The organism is Desulfobulbus elongatus DSM 2908 (assembly GCF_000621145.1).
GTDB classification, from domain to species: domain Bacteria; phylum Desulfobacterota; class Desulfobulbia; order Desulfobulbales; family Desulfobulbaceae; genus Desulfobulbus; species Desulfobulbus elongatus.
Window position 1 is genome coordinate 1 of the sequence record NZ_JHZB01000026.1, and the last position, 16,502, is coordinate 16,502.

Genomic DNA, 16,502 nt, shown 5'->3' on the forward strand with positions numbered 1-16,502 from the left:
ATTTTTTAGAAATTCTAGAGGATCGCCACGGTCTGCGCTCCACACTGGTCACCAGCCAGTTGCCGGTCGAGCACTGGCATGAACAGATCGGCGACCCCACCACGGCTGACGCCATCCTTGACCGGCTGGTCCACAATGCCCACACCCTGCAACTCAAAGGAGGATCGATGCGGAAAAAGACCCCGTTGACAGAACAACGAGACAGCAAGTAGAGACACTATAAGCAACCGCGTCGCTATGCTCCGACAGGGTGGCCGGCTTCCACCGGAACAGGTGGCCGGCTTCCACCGGAATGCCCGGCCGGCTTCGACTGGAATGCGTGGCCGACTTCACCGGATTAGGCAATCTCGGGCATTTTGAGAAAGCTGAAACTGAAATAAAGCTTTATGAACATGACTTTCGGCCAGACGGCGCAATCAGTCGATTTAAAATTATCCTGACAATGGAACGTGCAATAAAATCGCACGGTATAATGAAAGAAGATCGAATTAAAATTTTGGAGATGGCCAAAGAACAAGCTGTTGCCGCTCTTTATCATTTTCAAGATAACAAACATATTTTGAGAACTTATTGCGACGTTGGCATCGAATATTACAAAAAGACCGCCAACAACACAATTTTCAATGATGCTATCCAAAAATTGCGCGAAGCTGAGAGTCGCGCTTATGATCCTGACATCACCGAGCTGATTGTGAAATACGAGCGTAAATTCGCTTTGCTTGAAACGGATGCTATAGAAATTGTAGAAGGCTAACCTTAATTCCAACAGACACCCCTCTGAGCATCCTGACTTGGTGCTTAGTACCAGCAATACAAATGTCTTTGCTTCTCCCCACCGCTCTTTTGCTAGAGTTAGCCCCTGAACCATTGATAACCATTGACAAAAAGTGCTAGCAGTGTGCTAGCAGATTACCAACAAACGAAAAAAGCGCTTAACCCTATTCGAGTTAAGCGCTTGGATTTACTTGGCTGGGGGACAGGGATTCGAACCCCGATAAGCGGAGTCAGAGTCCGCCGTCTTGCCGTTAGACCATCCCCCAGCAGGCGTGAAGTGCGGTGAAAATAGAAGGATTCGTTCCGGTTGTCAAGGAAAAACCCGATGCCGGCGGCGGACCGTCGTCCCTTCCCGCTAACCGCGCGCTTCCATTCAGGAAATGATCAGCCCGGCGTAGCCGACCACCTGGCTGACGTCGCCGCTGGCTTCGCCGGAATCGGTATAGCGGACCAGTTCCGCTTGGGTGGCGCCCAGCTCCAGCGCGACCAGCAGGGCAATGGTGGTGGGGATCACGCCGCACATGGAGATCCTGTTGCCGAGCACGGTCGCGTACAACCCTTGCGGGTCAAGGGCGAGGATGCGCTCGATCGCCATCCCGTCCTTTTTGGCGGCTTGCGACCGCGATTCGTAGTGGCTCATGTCGGTGGAGGCCACGATCAGAACCGGCCGGCCGAACTCCCGGATGGCTGTGGCCAGTTCAAGGGCCACAGCCTGGCAGAAATCGTAGGGCACCTGCGAGACAACCAGGGGCACGATGCGCAGCCCCGGCCGGACCTGCTGCAGAAAGGGCACCTGCACCTCGAGCGAATGTTCGGGCACATGGGCTGCGGAATCCTCCACGATCCGGGCGGAATGCCGGAGGATGGCCGCGGCCAGTTCCCGGTCGATGGCCACCGTGCCCAAGGGCATCCGCCAATCGTCGGTGCCGAGGGCGAGGGCGGCACCCCGGCCATGGTGATTGGGCCCCAGGATCAACACTGTCTCCGGCACTCGCACCCGGCCGATGGTCATCCCGGCGGTGGCCCCGGAATAGATGTAGCCGGCGTGGGGCATGACCACCGCCATGGCCGGCTGTTTTTCATCTTCCGCCACCGTGGGCACGAGCATCTTCATGGCGGCTCGCAAGTGCTCGGGATCGCCGGGATAAAAACGGTCGGCCACAGCCGGTACGCGCGTCATGGTTGCCGTCCTCCTGTCCAATGGGTTGCCAAGCGGAAATGCCTGCTCATTTCTTCACTTCCCAGGTCGTCCCCTCCGGGCTGTCCTTGAGGACAATCCGATGCGCCAACAGCTCGTCCCGCACCTGATCCGAGGTGACCCAGTCCTTGACGCTCCTGGCCTGATTCCGCTTGGCGATGAGGCGCTGGATCTCGTCTTCGTCCAGATCGAGGCCGGCAAGCACCTTGGCCTTGTTGGCGGCGACCACCTCGACGGGATCGCGCTGCACCAGCCCGAGGACTCCGGCCAGTTCGCGGAAGACCGCCGCCGTCTCCCGCAGCACCCGCACATCCTGCTCCGCCGGACGCTCCGGCAAAACGCGCAGGAGTTTATTGAGCGACTTGACCGCCTCAAAAAGATGGGCCAGGGCCTGGGCGGAATTGAAATCGTTGTCCATGGCCTCGTGGAACCGTTTGGGCAGCGATGCCAACTGCTCCCTGTCCTGGTCCGCAATGCGGGCCGGCGCGGCCGAATCGCCGGCAGGCAGGGCCTCGATCTGCGCCAGGCATTCGTACATCCGTTCCAGGCCGGAGCGGGCATCGTGCAGGGCGGTTTCGGTGAAATCGAGCGGGTTGCGGTAATGGGTGGAAAAGATGAACAACCGCAGCTCCTCCGGCTCGTAGGTTGTGAGCACATCGCGGATGGTCAGGAAATTGCCCAGCGATTTGGACATCTTCTCGTCCTTGATCGTGACGAAGCCATGATGCATCCACAGCTTGGCGAAGGGCTTGCCCGAGGCGCCGCAGCTCTGCGCGATCTCGTTCTCATGGTGGGGAAAGACCAAGTCCTTGCCGCCGCCGTGAATGTCGAAGGTCTCACCCAGATACTTGCGGCTCATGGCCGAGCATTCGATATGCCACCCCGGCCGGCCCTCGCCCCAGGGGCTGGGCCATTTCGGCTCGCCGGGCTTGGCCCCCTTCCACAGTACGAAATCCATGGGATGTTCTTTCCTGTCGTTGACCTCCACACGGGCGCCGGCCTGCATGTCCTCCAGGCCGCGGCCGGAGAGTTGTCCGTATCCGGCGAACTTCTCCACCCGGTAATAGACGTCGCCGTTGGCCGGATAGGCCATGCCCTTGTCGATCAGCTCGCCAATCAGGCGGATCATTTCCTGGACATGCTCGGTGGCCCTGGGTTCGATGTCGGGCCGGAGCGTGCCGAGGGCGTCCATATCGGTGTAGAACTCCTCGATGAACCGCTGGGCCAGCGCCGCGCTTTCAATGCCCTGCTCGTTGGCCCGTTTGATGATCTTGTCGTCGATATCGGTAAAATTGCGGACAAAGGTCACCCTGTATCCACGATGGCGCAGATAGCGGACCACCATGTCGAACACCAGGGCCGACCGGGCATGGCCGACATGGCAGTAATCGTAGGAGGTGATGCCGCAGACGTACAGTTTGACGTGTCCCTCTTCAAGGGGTTGCAGCGGCTCCTTCTTGCGGGTCAGGGTATTGTATATTCTGATCGACATCTGCATTCCGATGGCATGGTCAAGGCGGGTTGATGAAACGTGCGGATAATGTACTACAACCAGGGGAGAACTCAAAACGTTATTGCGCATCCCGCCGGTATTGCCCGGCCACCAGGGGCAGGAGCAGCAGACCGGGTACGGCCGCCAGCGTGCAGCCGAGAAAGAACAGCGGCCAGCCGACCAGTTCGGCCAGCCAACCCGCGGGCGCGGCGATGATCACCCGCGGAATCCCCATGCAGCTGGAAAGCAGGGCATACTGGGTGGCGGTGAACCGCTTGTTGGTCAGGGAGGCCATGTAGGCCACATAGGCGGTGGTGCCCATGCCGCTGGTCAACTGCTCCAGCACGATGGCGACGATCAGCCCCGGCACCGAGTTGCCGATCAGGGCCAGGGCCGAAAAGCTGAGGATGCTCACCGCCTGGAGGATGCCGAACAGCCACAGGCTGCGGATGATGCCGATGCGGAGCAGGATGGCACCGCCCAGCAGGCCGCCGGCGATGGCCGACCAGAAGCCGAACAGTTTGGCCACCGCCCCGATCTGGGTCTTGCTGAATCCCAGGGACAGATAGAAAGGCGTGGTCAGGGTCGAGGCCATCTGGTCGCCGATTTTGTACAGCAGGATGAAGAGCAGCAGCCACAGGGCCCGGTCGCGGCTGAAGTAGTCGACAAAGGGCTCGACGATCGCCTCCCGGAAGGTCCGAGGCGTGCCCTTGGTCAGGGGCGGCTCCCGGCAGAGCAGGGTGGTGACGACGCCCAGCAGCAGCGTGGACGCCATCAGCAGATAGACGCGATCAAAGGCGACATGGTCGGCCAGGATGAGGCCGCCGCTGCCGGCCAGCAGCATGCCGAGCCGGTAGCCGTTGACGTAGAAGGAACTGCCGAGCCCCAGTTGATTGTCGGTCAGATCTTCACGCCGGTAGGCGTCGACCACGATATCCTGGGAGGCGGAAAGAAAGGTGACGAAAAAGGCGGCCAGGGCCACCAGCCACGGGGTCTGACCGGGATCGGTCAGGCCCAGGCCGACGAGGGCCAGGATCAGCAACACCTGCATCACCAAAAGCCAGCCGCGCCGGCGCCCCAGGAACGGAAGCGTGAACCGGTCGAACACCGGCGCCCACAGAAACTTGACGGTATACGGCAGCCCCACCAGGGAAAAGAAGCCGATGGTGGTCAGGTCGACCCCCTGGTCGGTCATCCAGGCCTGGAGCACGGTGGAGGTCAGAAGAAGCGGCATGCCGCAGGCAAAGCCCATCAGAAAGGCGACCAGCATGCGGGGCGAGAAAAATTGACGGAGCAGTTGCGTGTTCATTTTGGTGGCAAGGGAAAAATCAAATGCTCCCTTCTACCACACCCACCCGGTTTGCAAAACGGAATCCGCCCAGCGGCCGCGTTGGCGCGAAAAAAACAGGACAGAACGGTCAACGGGGAGCAAAAGGCTGATAGAGGGGATCGCCGATCAGGACCATTTGCCAGGAGAGCAGGGGCAGGCTGACCAGGTAGGTCTCGCCGAGGCTGAGGTAGCCCTCGAGCAGTTTGGTGAAGAACAGTTCCGGCGGGGGAAAGGCCTCGACATAGGGCTCGTTCACCGGGCCGATGGTCGCGGCGACCCCGTCTTCCAGCATGCGCTTGCACCAGACCTGGGAGTTCTCCTTTTTGAGCGTCGTGCATTCGGCACTGGCGATGTGGTAGCCGATGGCACCCCGCAGCCAACCGAAGGCGTCGACATAATGCGCCAGACTGTACCAGCCGCAGTAGAGCGCTGTGCGGGGACATTGGCCCGGTTGAAACAGCTGCCCCTGGGCGTCGAGCCGCACCTCCATGCGACCGCTGGCGCGAACGGCCTCCGCCGCCGCGTGGAGCGAGGCATCGTAGAAGGCATAGCCGCTCAGGCCGCCCGTGGACGACGGCTTGGGCCAGCGGGCGTCGAAACAGGCCCGGCCACGCAACCCTCTCTTCTCGGCAAAGAGGGTATCGTCGATCACCCGCCGCACCGTCGCCGGGTCGGGCCCATCCAGACGGCCCACGATCAGCACCGTGTCCCGGGAAAACCGTGTGGCCTGCCCGTGGAAACCGAGAAAATACGGATTGGGCAGCCACCCTTCCAGGGGATAGTCATCGGCCAGGACCAGAGCGAGTTCGGAGTCCACGGCGGCCGCGGTCACGCCGGTACCATCTTGCACGTGCAGGTGTTCCTTCAGCTTCGTTGCGACCGGATGAACGGCCAGCGGCACGCCGTACATCACCACCAGGCAGCGGATGCGCCGCTTCGGATCGATTTCGGCCAAGGCGCGGCGCACGGGCTCTCTGATGCGCTCGTCATACTCCTGCCGCGAGCAGCGCTCGTTTGCCGCGACGCTGAGGCGAATCAGATGCTCGGGCGGAATCCGCCGCCGCTGCATGTAGTAGTCGGCCAATTCCAGGCTGTCGCCGACCTGCTCGTTGGCGATCACCGCCACCTCCCCCGAATCGAGCGCCCAGCCGGCGGTCGGCCCCAGCACCCAGCCCACGGCGAGGAGAAAGACCATAACCGGAATATGACTGGCGTGGAGAAACATGATGCCTTACCGTTGAACCTGTTGTGTTGAGACCCCATCCCCTCACAGAATAAACGCATGGCACTACTTGACAAGAACAATCCGGCTGAACTCGACGCGCTGCGGCAACGGTTGCGCGACTGGTTCGCGGTTCACCGACGTCCCCTGCCCTGGCGGGGCACTTACGATCCCTATCAAGTCTGGATTGCGGAAATCATGGGGCAACAAACGCAGATGGACCGGGTCGCCCACTATTTCACACGATGGATGGCGCAGTTCCCCGATCTCGCCGCCGTGGCCGCCGCACCGGAACAGGCCATCCTCAAGGCATGGGAAGGGTTGGGGTATTACAGCCGGGCGCGGAACCTCCATCGGGCAGCCCACCAACTGGTCGCCGCCGGCACTCCCGCGATACCCGCCGACCACCAGCAACTGCTCGCCCTTCCCGGCATCGGCCCCTATACCGCCGCCGCCATCCTGTCGATCGCCTTCAACCAGCCCTATCCCCTGGTCGACGCCAACGTCGAACGGGTGTTCGCCCGTCTGGCCGACATCGACCGGCCGCTCAAGCAGGAGACAACCAAGAAACGGCTGGCCGCCATGGCCGGGACCCTGCTGGACCGGGACAACCCCCGCATCCACAATCAGGCGCTCATGGAACTGGGCGCCCTGGTATGTACCCCGAAAAAACCGGCGTGTACGGCGTGCCCGCTTCAGCCCCACTGCCAGGCGTATCGGGCCGATACCGTCGAGTTCCGTCCCCTGCCCGCGGACAGGCAGAAAAAAATCGACATCGCCATGGCCTGCGGCATTCTCCGCAAGGGATCGGATTTTTACATCCAGCAGCGGCTGCCCGACGACATCTGGGGCGGCCTGTGGGAGTTTCCCGGCGGCCGGCTGGAAGCGGGGGAATCACCCGAGCAGGCCGCACGGCGGGAAATCAAGGAAGAAACCGGCTGGGACGTCGACGGGCTGATTCCGCTGGCCACGGTCACTCACCATTACACCCGCTACCGCGTCACCCTGCACGGCTTTCTCACCACCCTTCCCGCCACCGCGCCGGAACCTGTCCTGACTGCGGCCAGTCGCCACGCCTGGGTTCCCCTGGCACAGCTCCGGGACTATCCCTTTCCAGCCGGCCACCGCCAACTCGTGGCTGCGCTGCACGCTCATTTTCCGGAAATTAGGTAAATTTACCTAACCATGTTTTTTAATAAATTTCGCTGTGTTAAAGAAAATATGTAAACAAAATACGAATTACCGGAAAAAAATTGTCATCCACTGTCGACAATGGTATTGTAAAGAAATTATGTCTCCTTCTCACGAACCGGTGGCGACGACATGTCCTACAAACACCTGACCCTTTCCAACGCAGAGGAAGAAGTTCACCGTCTCAGTACCAATTGGCAGACCCTGCTCGACGCCATGCCTGAGATGGTGTTCCTGCTACGGGACGACGGCGCCGTCGAATACATGAACAGGAGCGCCAAGACCTGCTTCGGAGACCCGTGCCCGCGGTCCGTCCGCGAGAGTCTGAAGCAGATCGGACAGAACTGCCGCGAGACACTCCACAACCTGTCGGCATCCACGGGTGACGGCAAGATCGTCGAGGGCCTCATCGACGCCACGCCGGTGGAATATTCCTCCGTTCCCTTTGTCGGTTATACCGGCGAAAAACTGATCATGCTGATCATGCGCGACATCACCCAGCGCAAGAGCTTCGAGCGCGAACTGCTCCAGTTCAACACCAGCATCGAAACCATCCTGGAACAGAAAATCGGCGAGCTGCAGGCCAGCGAGGAGATGCGGTTCCGGCTCTCCCGCCAGGTCAACAGCCTCAAGAGCCAATTGGGCCATTACCACAAGGCGGACAAGATGGTGGGCCGCAGCCGCAAGATGCGAGAATTGCGGGAAATGATCCACCAGGTGTCGAGTTCGGACGCCACCATTCTCATCACGGGCGAGTCCGGCACCGGCAAGGAATTGGTGGCCAACCTGGTGAAGGCCACCAGCGGCCGCGACGACAAGCCGTTTCTGAAAATCAACTGCAACGCCATCAACGATTCACTGCTCGAGGCCGATCTGTTCGGTTACGAAAAAGGGGCCTTCACCGGGGCGCAAAGCCGCAAGATAGGCAAATTCGAGGTGGTCGACGGCGGCACCATTTTCCTGGACGAAATCGGCGACATCAGCCCGAGAATGCAGGTCGCCCTGCTGCGGGTGCTGCAAAATGGTGAAATCATACGGGTTGGCGGCACCGAACCGGTGCGGGTCAATGTCCGGGTGATTGCCGCCACCAACGTCGATCTCACCCTGGCGGTCAAGGAAAAAAAATTCCGCCTCGATCTCTACTACCGGCTCAATATCATCAACATCGACATTCCCCCGCTTCGCGAGCGCAAGGAAGACATCGTCGAGTTGGTTTCCCATTTCGTCAACCACTACCGGGAGGCCTTCAAGAAGGAGATCGACTTTGTGCCGAAATCGACGATCAACCGTCTGCTGGCCCATGACTGGCCGGGCAACGTCCGCGAACTGGAGAATCTCATCCAGCGGGCCGTCCTCATGGCCAAGGGGAAGATGATCACCGAAAACGACCTGATCTTCGACCAGGACCCCAGCATGACCCCGCAGCAGACCGACAGCTTCGACATCGACGGCAAGCTCGGCGCCCTGGCCCTCAAATTGATCGTGGCCGATTTCGAGGCCACCATCATCCAGCGGGCCCTGCACAAATACAGCGGCAACGTCTCCATCGCGGCCAGCCAGCTCAAAATCGGCAAGACCGCCCTCTACGACAAGATGAAGCAGCACGGCATCTCGGCCAAGAGCATCAAACAGTCCAGGAAAAACGGCGACTGACCTGCCGTTTTCTCCGGCTGTCCCCGCACCATGACCGGTGGGTCCAAGCGCCCGCCGGTGGAGATCAGAAAAGCAGAAATTCCTTGAAGTGGCCGCGCAGGCAGTGGTGCGAGGCCATGGCCGAGGAGTAGGCCCCGGCGTTGATCAAGGCCAGATGGGTGTGGCCGGTCAGGTCGGGCAGCAGGGCATTTTCATACCACACATCCAGGGCCTCGTTGATGTTGCCGACCACGTGCACCGGCATGCGGGGCGCATCCGGATCGCGGAGCGGCACCGGTTGGAAAGGCAGGTTGTAGTGGGCCGGTTCCGGCGCGATGTTAAAACCGGCATCGACCCCGACGAACCACGCCTCTTTTTTTTGTTCGACGTAGGTCTTTTCCACCAACAGGATGCCCGCGTCCTTGACGATGTAGTCCCCCGGCTCGATTTCCACGTGCAGCCCACGCCCGGCGAACTGCCGCCGGAGCACCTCTGCCCATCGATGCAGATCCAGGGGCTGGTCGGCGGCCAGGTGGGGTACGCCCAGACCGCCGCCGATATTGACCCGTTCCACTTCTCCCGCCGCCTCCACAAAGCGGAGGCACTGGCCGATGATCCGCTCCAACTGCTCCAACTGCGGGGTCAGATAGCCGCAGCCGGTGTGAAAATGAATCTTGGCGACGCGCAGGTCGTGGGCCTTGGCAATCGCCAGGGCCTCGGCGAACTGTTCCTCGTAAATGCCGAACTTGGTGGTGGCGGCGCCGGCGTACTGGAGCTTGTCGTTGGCGGCTCTGCCGATCCCCATGCCCGGATTGACCCGCAACCCGATCCTGGTTCCCGGCTTGCGCGTCCCCCAGCTCCGGATGGCGTGCAGGGAATCGCAATCCATGAACAGCCCGTCGTACCGGGCGAGTTGGTCCATGTCCCGCTGGGAGAGGCTCGTTGCGGTCAGCGAGATGTCCGCCGGAGAAAAACCGCAGCTCACCGCATGTTCGACCTCCGCCGGCGAGCAGGCGTCGATGCCGCACAGGCCGGTTTGCCTGAGAAAGGTCAACAGCGGCGCGAATCGGTTGGCCTTCATGGCGTAGTAGAGCGAAAAACCTCCGGCCAAGCTGGCGGTGGAAAGCGCCTCGTGCAGCCGTTCGAGATTGGCCCGGATTCGGGCTGCGGAATAGACAAAGGCAGGCGTACCGAACTGATCGGCCAGGGTCTGGACCGACCGGCCGGCGAAGACGAGGTGACCGTCCCGGTAGCAGAGGTCGTCCCGCTGCCACCAGGATGCAGGATCGTCCCGCTTCAACGCAAGGCCCGGCCGCTGTGCAGGTATTCCGACTGCATGATCTCGCCGCTGAGCAGTTCCTTGCGGCCCGTGATCCAACCACGGCAGTTGGAGGCCCCGCAGGAGCATGGAAACTGTTTGAACAGCACGTCCTCGGTTTCGGCGTAGTCCATGTAGAGGAAACTGTTGGCCGGGATATCCCTGAGGGCCACGACAATCAGATCCGCCATGTTCAGCGAGATGTTGGGAGCGCAGGAATGCAGGAAAAATCCTGAAAAATAGGGATCGTACAGATGAGTTTCCGGCGTCAGTTGCAGCGTGTGCTGCCGGATTTCATGGACGACATACCCGGCCATCCTGGCGACGATCTCGCCCTTGGCAAGGGCACGGTAGGTTATCACGCCCCGACCGGCCACCTCATCCTTAAAAACAACGGCAAAATCAGAATGCTTCGGAAAGAGCGGATCTTTGCCGAACAGGTCCGGGTACAGCATGTGCGTGTTCTCCTCGAAGGTGGAAGAAGCCGACTCCATCAACACCGCACCGTTGACGGGGCGAGGGTCAGTCAAATAAAGCAGTGCTCTATACTGCTCTTGCGAATGCTTGGCAAGGACTATGAGCAGGTGCCCCTGAAATTTAACAAACAGTATAACTTATTGATATAATTAATATAAAGAACAAAGATTCCACACCAGCCAAACGGAAGGGGCGCATCGCCGGCACGGTACGCCCCGAAAGAACGGACGGCGCGCTTTCCTCCTGACTTCACCGACCGCCGGACAACGGCATCGCCCGGCCGCCGTCCTCGGGAGCGACACTGCCCAAGGCGGCATTATTCCCCTTGCGCCGGCGGTCAATCGCGATACCATTGCTTGGGAAAACGCATCCTTCCCTTTCCTTTTCACAACCCATCGGAGGTCTTTCATGTCGAACTGGTTTGTTGCCGCAGACGGCAAATCCCTGGGGCCTTTCACCCTGCAACAGATCCTCGGCGGCCTGGCCTCCGGTCAGTACAACGAGGCAACCCTGGTCTGGCGCGACGGCCTGGCCGACTGGCAGCCGGCGGGCAGCGTGGCGGAACTGCGATCCGGCCAGGCTGCCCCGACCCCACCTCCCGTCTCCGGCAAGGAGGCGCACGAAATCGATTACACCATCTTCGGCAACGAGATGCAGTTTGTCGAAATCGAGCTGGACTCCCAGGAAAGCGTCATTTCCGAGGCGGGAGCCATGATGTACATGCACGATCAGGTGGCCATGGAAACGGTGTTCGGCGACGGCTCCCGGGCCGGCAGTTCCGGCTCCTTCTTCGACAAGATGCTCGGCGCCGGCAAGCGGCTGATCACCGGCGAGGGCCTGTTCATCACCATGTTCACCTACACCGGCAGCGGCAAGGGCAAGGTGGCCTTCGCCTCCCCCTATCCGGGCAAAATCATTCCCATGGATCTCTCCAGATACAACGGCCGGATCATCTGCCAGAAAGATGCCTTTCTGTGCGCGGCCAGGGGGGTTTCGGTGGGGATTGCCTTTCAGAAGAAAATCGGGGTGGCCCTGTTCGGCGGCGAGGGGTTCATCATGCAGCAACTGGACGGCGACGGCCTGGTGTTTGTCCATGCCGGCGGCACCATCGTCGAGAAGGAACTGGCCGCGGGCGAACTGCTGCGGGTGGACACCGGCTGCCTGGTGGCACTGACCGCCACGGTGCACTACGACATCGAATTTGTCGGCAACGTCAAGTCGGCCATCTTCGGCGGCGAGGGATTCTTTTTCGCCAACCTGCGCGGACCGGGACATGTCTGGCTGCAATCCCTGCCCTTCTCCCGCCTGGCCGGACGCATCTGGGAAGCAGCCCCCCAGACCGGTGGTGGCGGCCAAGGCGAGGGATCGGTCCTCGGCGGGCTGGCGAACATCTTTGAACGGTAATTTCCCCGCCGATCACCGGGCGGATCTGGTAGCAGCAAATCCGCCCGATTTTATTTCTTTCAGCGCTGCTCCTCGATAAACGCCTGCATTTCCCGGCTGATTCCGAGTTGTTCCGCAAGTTCGTCGAGCCAACGGCGTTCCGCCTCGGTATCGATCGCGATGGCGGCCAGTGCCAGCATATACATGGTTTTCGCCACCGCCGGATCGGCAATGCCCGCGGCCAGCGCCTCGATGCTTCTGGGCCGGTGCAATTCGTCGAGCAGGAACATCTTCTCTTCCCGGGTCAGTTCCGCGCCCCGCAGCCGATCAAGCACCTCCTTCTCCTCTTCGGCGTCCATGGTCCCGTCGGCATGGGCCGCGGCCACCATGACCTGAATCATCCGGGTTGCCAGTTCCTCGGTGGTCAACCCGCCGGCCGGCGATGGCGATGACGCCGGCCCACCTGGCACTACCCCTGCGGGTACCGGCGGCGGTGCCGCTGGCGCCGCTCCCGGCGGGAACGGAGGGGGCGCACCGGGACCGCCGGAGCCGGGCGGTGGGGGCGGCGGGGCCATGCCACCGGCCGGCTGCTTCCGCCCCTGCTGCTGTTTCAGGATCTCGTATGCGCCCACACCGAGACCGATCACGGTCAGCAAGCCGGAACCGGCGCCCAGGCCGCCCAGCCCCGAGGCCTTGCCACCACCCCAGGAACCGCTCTTGCCGACCACTTCGCCGACCATTTTTCCCAGCAATTTTTCCATGTTGAACATTGTCTCACCTCATGGGAAGATGTGTTTTCCCCCTCGTTGCGCGGCCGGGCGGCCGGCACCCCTCCCCTGCCCCCGGTTTCAGGCGCTCCGTCCGGCTGCGCCTGTGGTGCGATCCGGCAAAATTCGGCTTGTCTCCGGGTTTTGTCATGGCGTATAGTAGTTCCTACCTACGACACGTTTTTTCCTGATCCGCCAATGTTGACCACCGCCACCAGCACCTCCTTGATCGGCACCTATGACCGCAGCGGTCGGATGGGGGCTTCTCTTCGCTCCGAGCCGGCGCGCCCCGTCGTGACCATTGGCGACCAGAGTAGCACAACTGCCGGAAAGTACAAAGATAAAGTAACATTGTCCCCGGACGGCATCGAAAAATCGCGGGAAGAGGAGGCCGCCGGGAAGGAAAAGGGATCGGAGCCGGGGACGACGGAGTCCGGCAGCCTGTCACAGGGCAAGGGTACGCCTGCCGATCTCCAAGGCCTGACCCCGGCCGAGACAACAATGGTCCGGGAACTCCAGGCGCGGGACCGGGAGGTGCGAACCCACGAAACGGCCCACCTCGCCAGCGCGGGTCAATATGCCCGAGGTGGCCCCAGCTACACCTACCAGCACGGGCCCGACGGCCGACGGTACGCGATCGGCGGCGAAGTGCCGATCGACATGGGCAAGGAGGCCACGCCCGAGAAAACCATTCAAAAAATGGAAACCATCAAGCAGGCGGCCCTGGCTCCGGCCGAACCTTCGGCGGCCGACCGCACCATTGCCGCCAACGCCGCGGCCATGGAAAACCGAGCCCGCCAGGAACTGCGCACGCAGCAGGCCGCCGAGGCCGACCAGTCGCAGGACGGAGGCACGTCCGCCGAACCGGAAGAAGATGCGCCTGCATCCCCATCCGCCGCCCCGGCCGCCATGGGCACGGCACCTCGTCCGGACGTGGACGTTTTCGCCTGACCCACCCATCCCCAACTTCATGCCAAGGCATCGAGCCATGCAAGCGAGCGACTATCTCGACGATCTCTTTTCCTATATCGACCGATCACCGACCGCCTATCATGCGGTGGCCAACAGCGCGGCCCTCCTGCGGGATCACGGTTTCAGGCAGCTGCGCGAGGTCGACACCTGGGGCATCCTCGCTCCCGGTTCCTACTACCTCACCCGCAACGACGCCAGCCTGATCGCCTTCACCCTGAGCCACAGTCCGCAAACCGGCATGCCGCTGCGCATGGCCGGTGCCCACACCGACAGCCCCGGCCTGAAAATCAAACCGAACCCCATGCAGATGCGGCATGGTTGCGTGCAGTTGGGTGTCGAGGTGTACGGCGGCGCCCTGCTCGCCCCGTGGTTCGACCGCCCCTTGTCCATCGCCGGCCGGATCAGTTGGAGCGATAGCGACGGCAAGCTGCGATGCAGCCTGATCGATGGTCAGCGGCCGCTGGCCATCATCCCCAGCCTGGCCATCCATCTCGATCGCGAGGTCAACGACAAGCGGAGCATCAACAAGCAGACGGATCTCGTACCGCTGCTGGCGCTGTCCGCCGAGGCCGCGCCGCCGGACCTGCAGGCGGTGGTGCGCGATGAGCTTGCCAGACGGCACCCCGAGGCGGCCCAGGCGGCAATCCTGGCCTTTGACCTGTTCCTCTACGATACCCAACCGCTCTGCCGCGTCGGCTTGCAGGGCGAGTTCATCACGGGCGGCCGCCTGGACAATCTGCTTTCCTGCCACGCCATCCTCCGGGCTCTGGTGCAGTCCGGGGCGGACCGAAACCGCCTCGTCGTCCTCAACGATCACGAGGAAGTGGGCAGCGTGTCCACTTCCGGGGCGCAGGGCCCCTTCCTGAAAAGCGTGCTGGAACGGCTCTATCCCGATACCGATCTCCGCCAGCAGGTAATCGCCGGTTCGCTTTTCGTCTCGGTGGACAATGCCCATGCGGTCCATCCCAACTTTGCCGCGAAGCACGACCCCGACCACCTGCCCCTGCTCAACCGGGGACCGGTCATCAAGACCAATGCCAACCAGCGCTATGCCACCAACGGCCTGACCGGCGCCCTCTTCCGCCGGTTCTGCGACAGGGCGGAGGTTCCCTGCCAGCAGTTCGTCATGCGCAACGACATGGCCTGCGGCTCCACCATCGGCCCTCTCACCGCCGCCGAAATCGGCGTGGCCACGGTCGATGTGGGCGTGCCGCAACTGGCCATGCACTCGATCCGGGAAACCATCGGCCATCTCGACGGTTGGTATCTGCTGCGCGCCCTGACTGCCTTCTTCTCGGCGGAAGACGAGGGCATCCGCTGTCCCGAAGCCACCTCATGAGCGGCGGCGACGTTTTCTTTCCCGTACCATGGCACAGCATCCCGTTCCGGTTTTCCCTTCCCTCCCGCACCATATTCATTGGTTTTTCAATCGGACAAAAAATTATTAAAAATAATTTATGAAATTAAAAATTAATTTTTAATAATTTTTTGTTGCCCGCCCACCCCTGTCACGGTAATAAGTCCCTGACAATCGACGATGCATGCCCGCGCCGGGAACCGCCGCCACCGGAAAGATATCACCGCGTAAACCGGTCTGTTTCCGCCTGGGCCCCGGCCCCCGCGGCCGCCCCTTCGATCATGGACCGCCTTTGCCCCACCGCAAGGGGCGGCGGACAACAGCCCGGAAAACGCGCTGCCCATTCCAGCCAAGAGGTTTGCCATGTCCCTCGCCGCCAAGAAGCTCCAGATCCTGCAGATCCTCTCGCAGAATTTACAGAACCCGAGTCCGCAACTGGTCGATTCCGACGAAATCGCCAACCGCTTGAACATCAGCCTCTCCGAGACGCACCTGCTGCTAAAAATCATGAACGACATGGGCGTGGTCGAAAGCAACGTCGACCATTGTCTTTCCCTGATCACGCGCAAGGGCCTCCAGGCGTTGGAACGGCAGAGCGTGCATTGACCGTCCCGCCCACACCATGCCCGAACACCATCAGCAGAGCTACGACCAATACATCAAGGCCTTGATGGAGATCAGCCAGGCAGTCACCTCGGATCTCTTCCTCGAGGATATCTTCAAGCTGATCGTCATGGTCGTCGCCAAGGTCACCGGAGTCGACATCTGCTCCCTGTGGCTGGTGGACGAGAGTTCCACGCCGCCGAAAATCCGCCTCAAGGCCACTCAGGCCATCGAGCCCGAATACGTGATCGACCGCTCGCTCAACCTGGACGAAGGCGTGGTGGGGCACGTGGTTTCCAGCCAGAAGCCCCTGGTCATCGCCGATGTCCTCCAGTGCGAGATTTTCAAGGAAAAGACCATGGCCAAGAAGCTGGGCTTGGTTTCCATGGTGGGCGTGCCCCTGCAGGGCAAAAAGGAAAAGGTCATCGGCGCGCTCAACTGCTTCACGTCTTCGCCGCACCAGTTTTCCGACACCGACATCAACCTGCTCACCGTGGTGGCCAACCAGGCGGCGGTGGCCATCCGCAACACCGAGTTGATCATCAACACCAAGATCATCCAGGAAGAGCTGAAGGCACGGAAAAAAATCGAGCGGGCCAAGGAAATCGTCATGGAACGCCAGTCGCTGAGCGGCGACGAGGCCTACCGATGGATCCGGAAACGGAGCATGGATTCGCGCAAGAGCACGCTTGAGGTGGCAGAGGCCATTCTGCTCGCCGACGAGTTGTACTAAGGCCGCGGCACTGCGGTTTCCCAGCCGGAGCACTCCAAAAGAACAATCGCTTG

Annotated in this window: 16 protein-coding genes and 1 tRNA gene; 9 read left to right on the forward strand and 8 right to left on the reverse strand. The window is 61.4% G+C overall.

What is annotated here, in order from left to right; translation table 11 throughout:
- The coding region (locus tag Q362_RS20535) for an ATP-binding protein (protein ID WP_169737421.1) at positions 1–212 on the forward strand (212 nt) is incomplete at its 5' end.
- 107 nt (positions 213–319) lie between these two features.
- Positions 320–754: a hypothetical protein gene (locus tag Q362_RS23650; RefSeq protein ID WP_157470102.1), complete on the forward strand. Its 435-nt coding sequence runs from the start codon at positions 320–322 to the stop codon at positions 752–754.
- A 212-nt stretch (positions 755–966) separates the two neighbouring features.
- Here the strand turns inward: Q362_RS23650 and Q362_RS0112660 are convergent.
- From Q362_RS0112660 to Q362_RS0112680, 5 genes are all read right to left on the reverse strand, one after another.
- A tRNA-Gln gene (locus tag Q362_RS0112660) sits at positions 967–1,040 on the reverse strand.
- Between the two features lie 107 nt (positions 1,041–1,147).
- The gene (gene amrB / locus Q362_RS0112665; RefSeq protein ID WP_028318993.1) at positions 1,148–1,954 is read right to left on the reverse strand and encodes an AmmeMemoRadiSam system protein B; all 807 of its coding nucleotides are present in this window, start codon (positions 1,952–1,954) and stop codon (positions 1,148–1,150) included.
- A 46-nt stretch (positions 1,955–2,000) separates the two neighbouring features.
- The gene (gene cysS / locus Q362_RS0112670) at positions 2,001–3,464 is read right to left on the reverse strand and encodes a cysteine--tRNA ligase (protein ID WP_028318994.1); all 1,464 of its coding nucleotides are present in this window, start codon (positions 3,462–3,464) and stop codon (positions 2,001–2,003) included.
- A 79-nt stretch (positions 3,465–3,543) separates the two neighbouring features.
- On the reverse strand, positions 3,544–4,773 hold the full coding sequence (locus tag Q362_RS0112675) for an AmpG family muropeptide MFS transporter (protein WP_028318995.1): 1,230 nt from the start codon (positions 4,771–4,773) through the stop codon (positions 3,544–3,546).
- Positions 4,774–4,882: 109 nt separating this feature from the next.
- A complete protein-coding gene (locus Q362_RS0112680) occupies positions 4,883–6,019 on the reverse strand; it encodes a TIGR03790 family protein (protein ID WP_035216643.1) in 1,137 nt (378 codons plus the stop codon).
- A 57-nt stretch (positions 6,020–6,076) separates the two neighbouring features.
- Between Q362_RS0112680 and mutY the strand changes: the two genes are divergently transcribed.
- The gene (mutY, locus tag Q362_RS0112685) at positions 6,077–7,189 is read left to right on the forward strand and encodes an A/G-specific adenine glycosylase (protein WP_028318997.1); all 1,113 of its coding nucleotides are present in this window, start codon (positions 6,077–6,079) and stop codon (positions 7,187–7,189) included.
- Between the two features lie 150 nt (positions 7,190–7,339).
- The gene (locus tag Q362_RS22310) at positions 7,340–8,860 is read left to right on the forward strand and encodes a sigma-54 interaction domain-containing protein (RefSeq protein WP_051554260.1); all 1,521 of its coding nucleotides are present in this window, start codon (positions 7,340–7,342) and stop codon (positions 8,858–8,860) included.
- A 64-nt stretch (positions 8,861–8,924) separates the two neighbouring features.
- Here Q362_RS22310 and Q362_RS0112695 read toward each other — a convergent pair whose 3' ends face one another.
- Positions 8,925–10,139, reverse strand: coding sequence for a type III PLP-dependent enzyme domain-containing protein (locus Q362_RS0112695; protein WP_028318998.1), 1,215 nt, complete (start codon positions 10,137–10,139; stop codon positions 8,925–8,927).
- A complete protein-coding gene (locus Q362_RS0112700; RefSeq protein WP_028318999.1) occupies positions 10,136–10,612 on the reverse strand; it encodes an SET domain-containing protein-lysine N-methyltransferase in 477 nt (158 codons plus the stop codon). The genes Q362_RS0112695 and Q362_RS0112700 overlap by 4 nt, the downstream gene beginning before the upstream one ends.
- Positions 10,613–11,042: 430 nt before the next feature.
- Here Q362_RS0112700 and Q362_RS0112705 point away from each other — a divergent pair, with 430 nt between their 5' ends.
- Positions 11,043–12,038 carry a TIGR00266 family protein gene (locus tag Q362_RS0112705; protein ID WP_028319000.1) on the forward strand — a complete coding sequence of 332 codons (996 nt, stop codon included), beginning with the start codon at positions 11,043–11,045 and terminating at the stop codon, positions 12,036–12,038.
- Positions 12,039–12,097: 59 nt separating this feature from the next.
- On the opposite strand, the gene Q362_RS0112710 is transcribed toward Q362_RS0112705, so the two are convergent.
- Positions 12,098–12,778, reverse strand: a complete 681-nt coding sequence (locus Q362_RS0112710; RefSeq protein WP_245590223.1) for a DUF533 domain-containing protein — start codon at positions 12,776–12,778, stop codon at positions 12,098–12,100.
- 204 nt (positions 12,779–12,982) lie between these two features.
- On the opposite strand from Q362_RS0112710, the gene Q362_RS20545 reads away from it, so the two are divergent.
- From Q362_RS20545 to Q362_RS0112730, 4 genes are all read left to right on the forward strand, one after another.
- Complete coding sequence (locus Q362_RS20545; protein ID WP_211248492.1) at positions 12,983–13,735, forward strand: putative metalloprotease CJM1_0395 family protein; 753 nt, start codon at positions 12,983–12,985, stop codon at positions 13,733–13,735.
- Positions 13,736–13,772: 37 nt separating this feature from the next.
- Positions 13,773–15,095 (forward strand): M18 family aminopeptidase, encoded by a 1,323-nt coding sequence (locus Q362_RS0112720; protein WP_028319002.1) that lies wholly within the window; start codon positions 13,773–13,775, stop codon positions 15,093–15,095.
- A gap of 381 nt (positions 15,096–15,476) precedes the next feature.
- Positions 15,477–15,719: a hypothetical protein gene (locus Q362_RS0112725; RefSeq protein WP_028319003.1), complete on the forward strand. Its 243-nt coding sequence runs from the start codon at positions 15,477–15,479 to the stop codon at positions 15,717–15,719.
- A 16-nt stretch (positions 15,720–15,735) separates the two neighbouring features.
- Positions 15,736–16,449 carry a GAF domain-containing protein gene (locus Q362_RS0112730; protein ID WP_028319004.1) on the forward strand — a complete coding sequence of 238 codons (714 nt, stop codon included), beginning with the start codon at positions 15,736–15,738 and terminating at the stop codon, positions 16,447–16,449.
- The last annotated feature ends 53 nt before the right edge of the window (positions 16,450–16,502 follow it).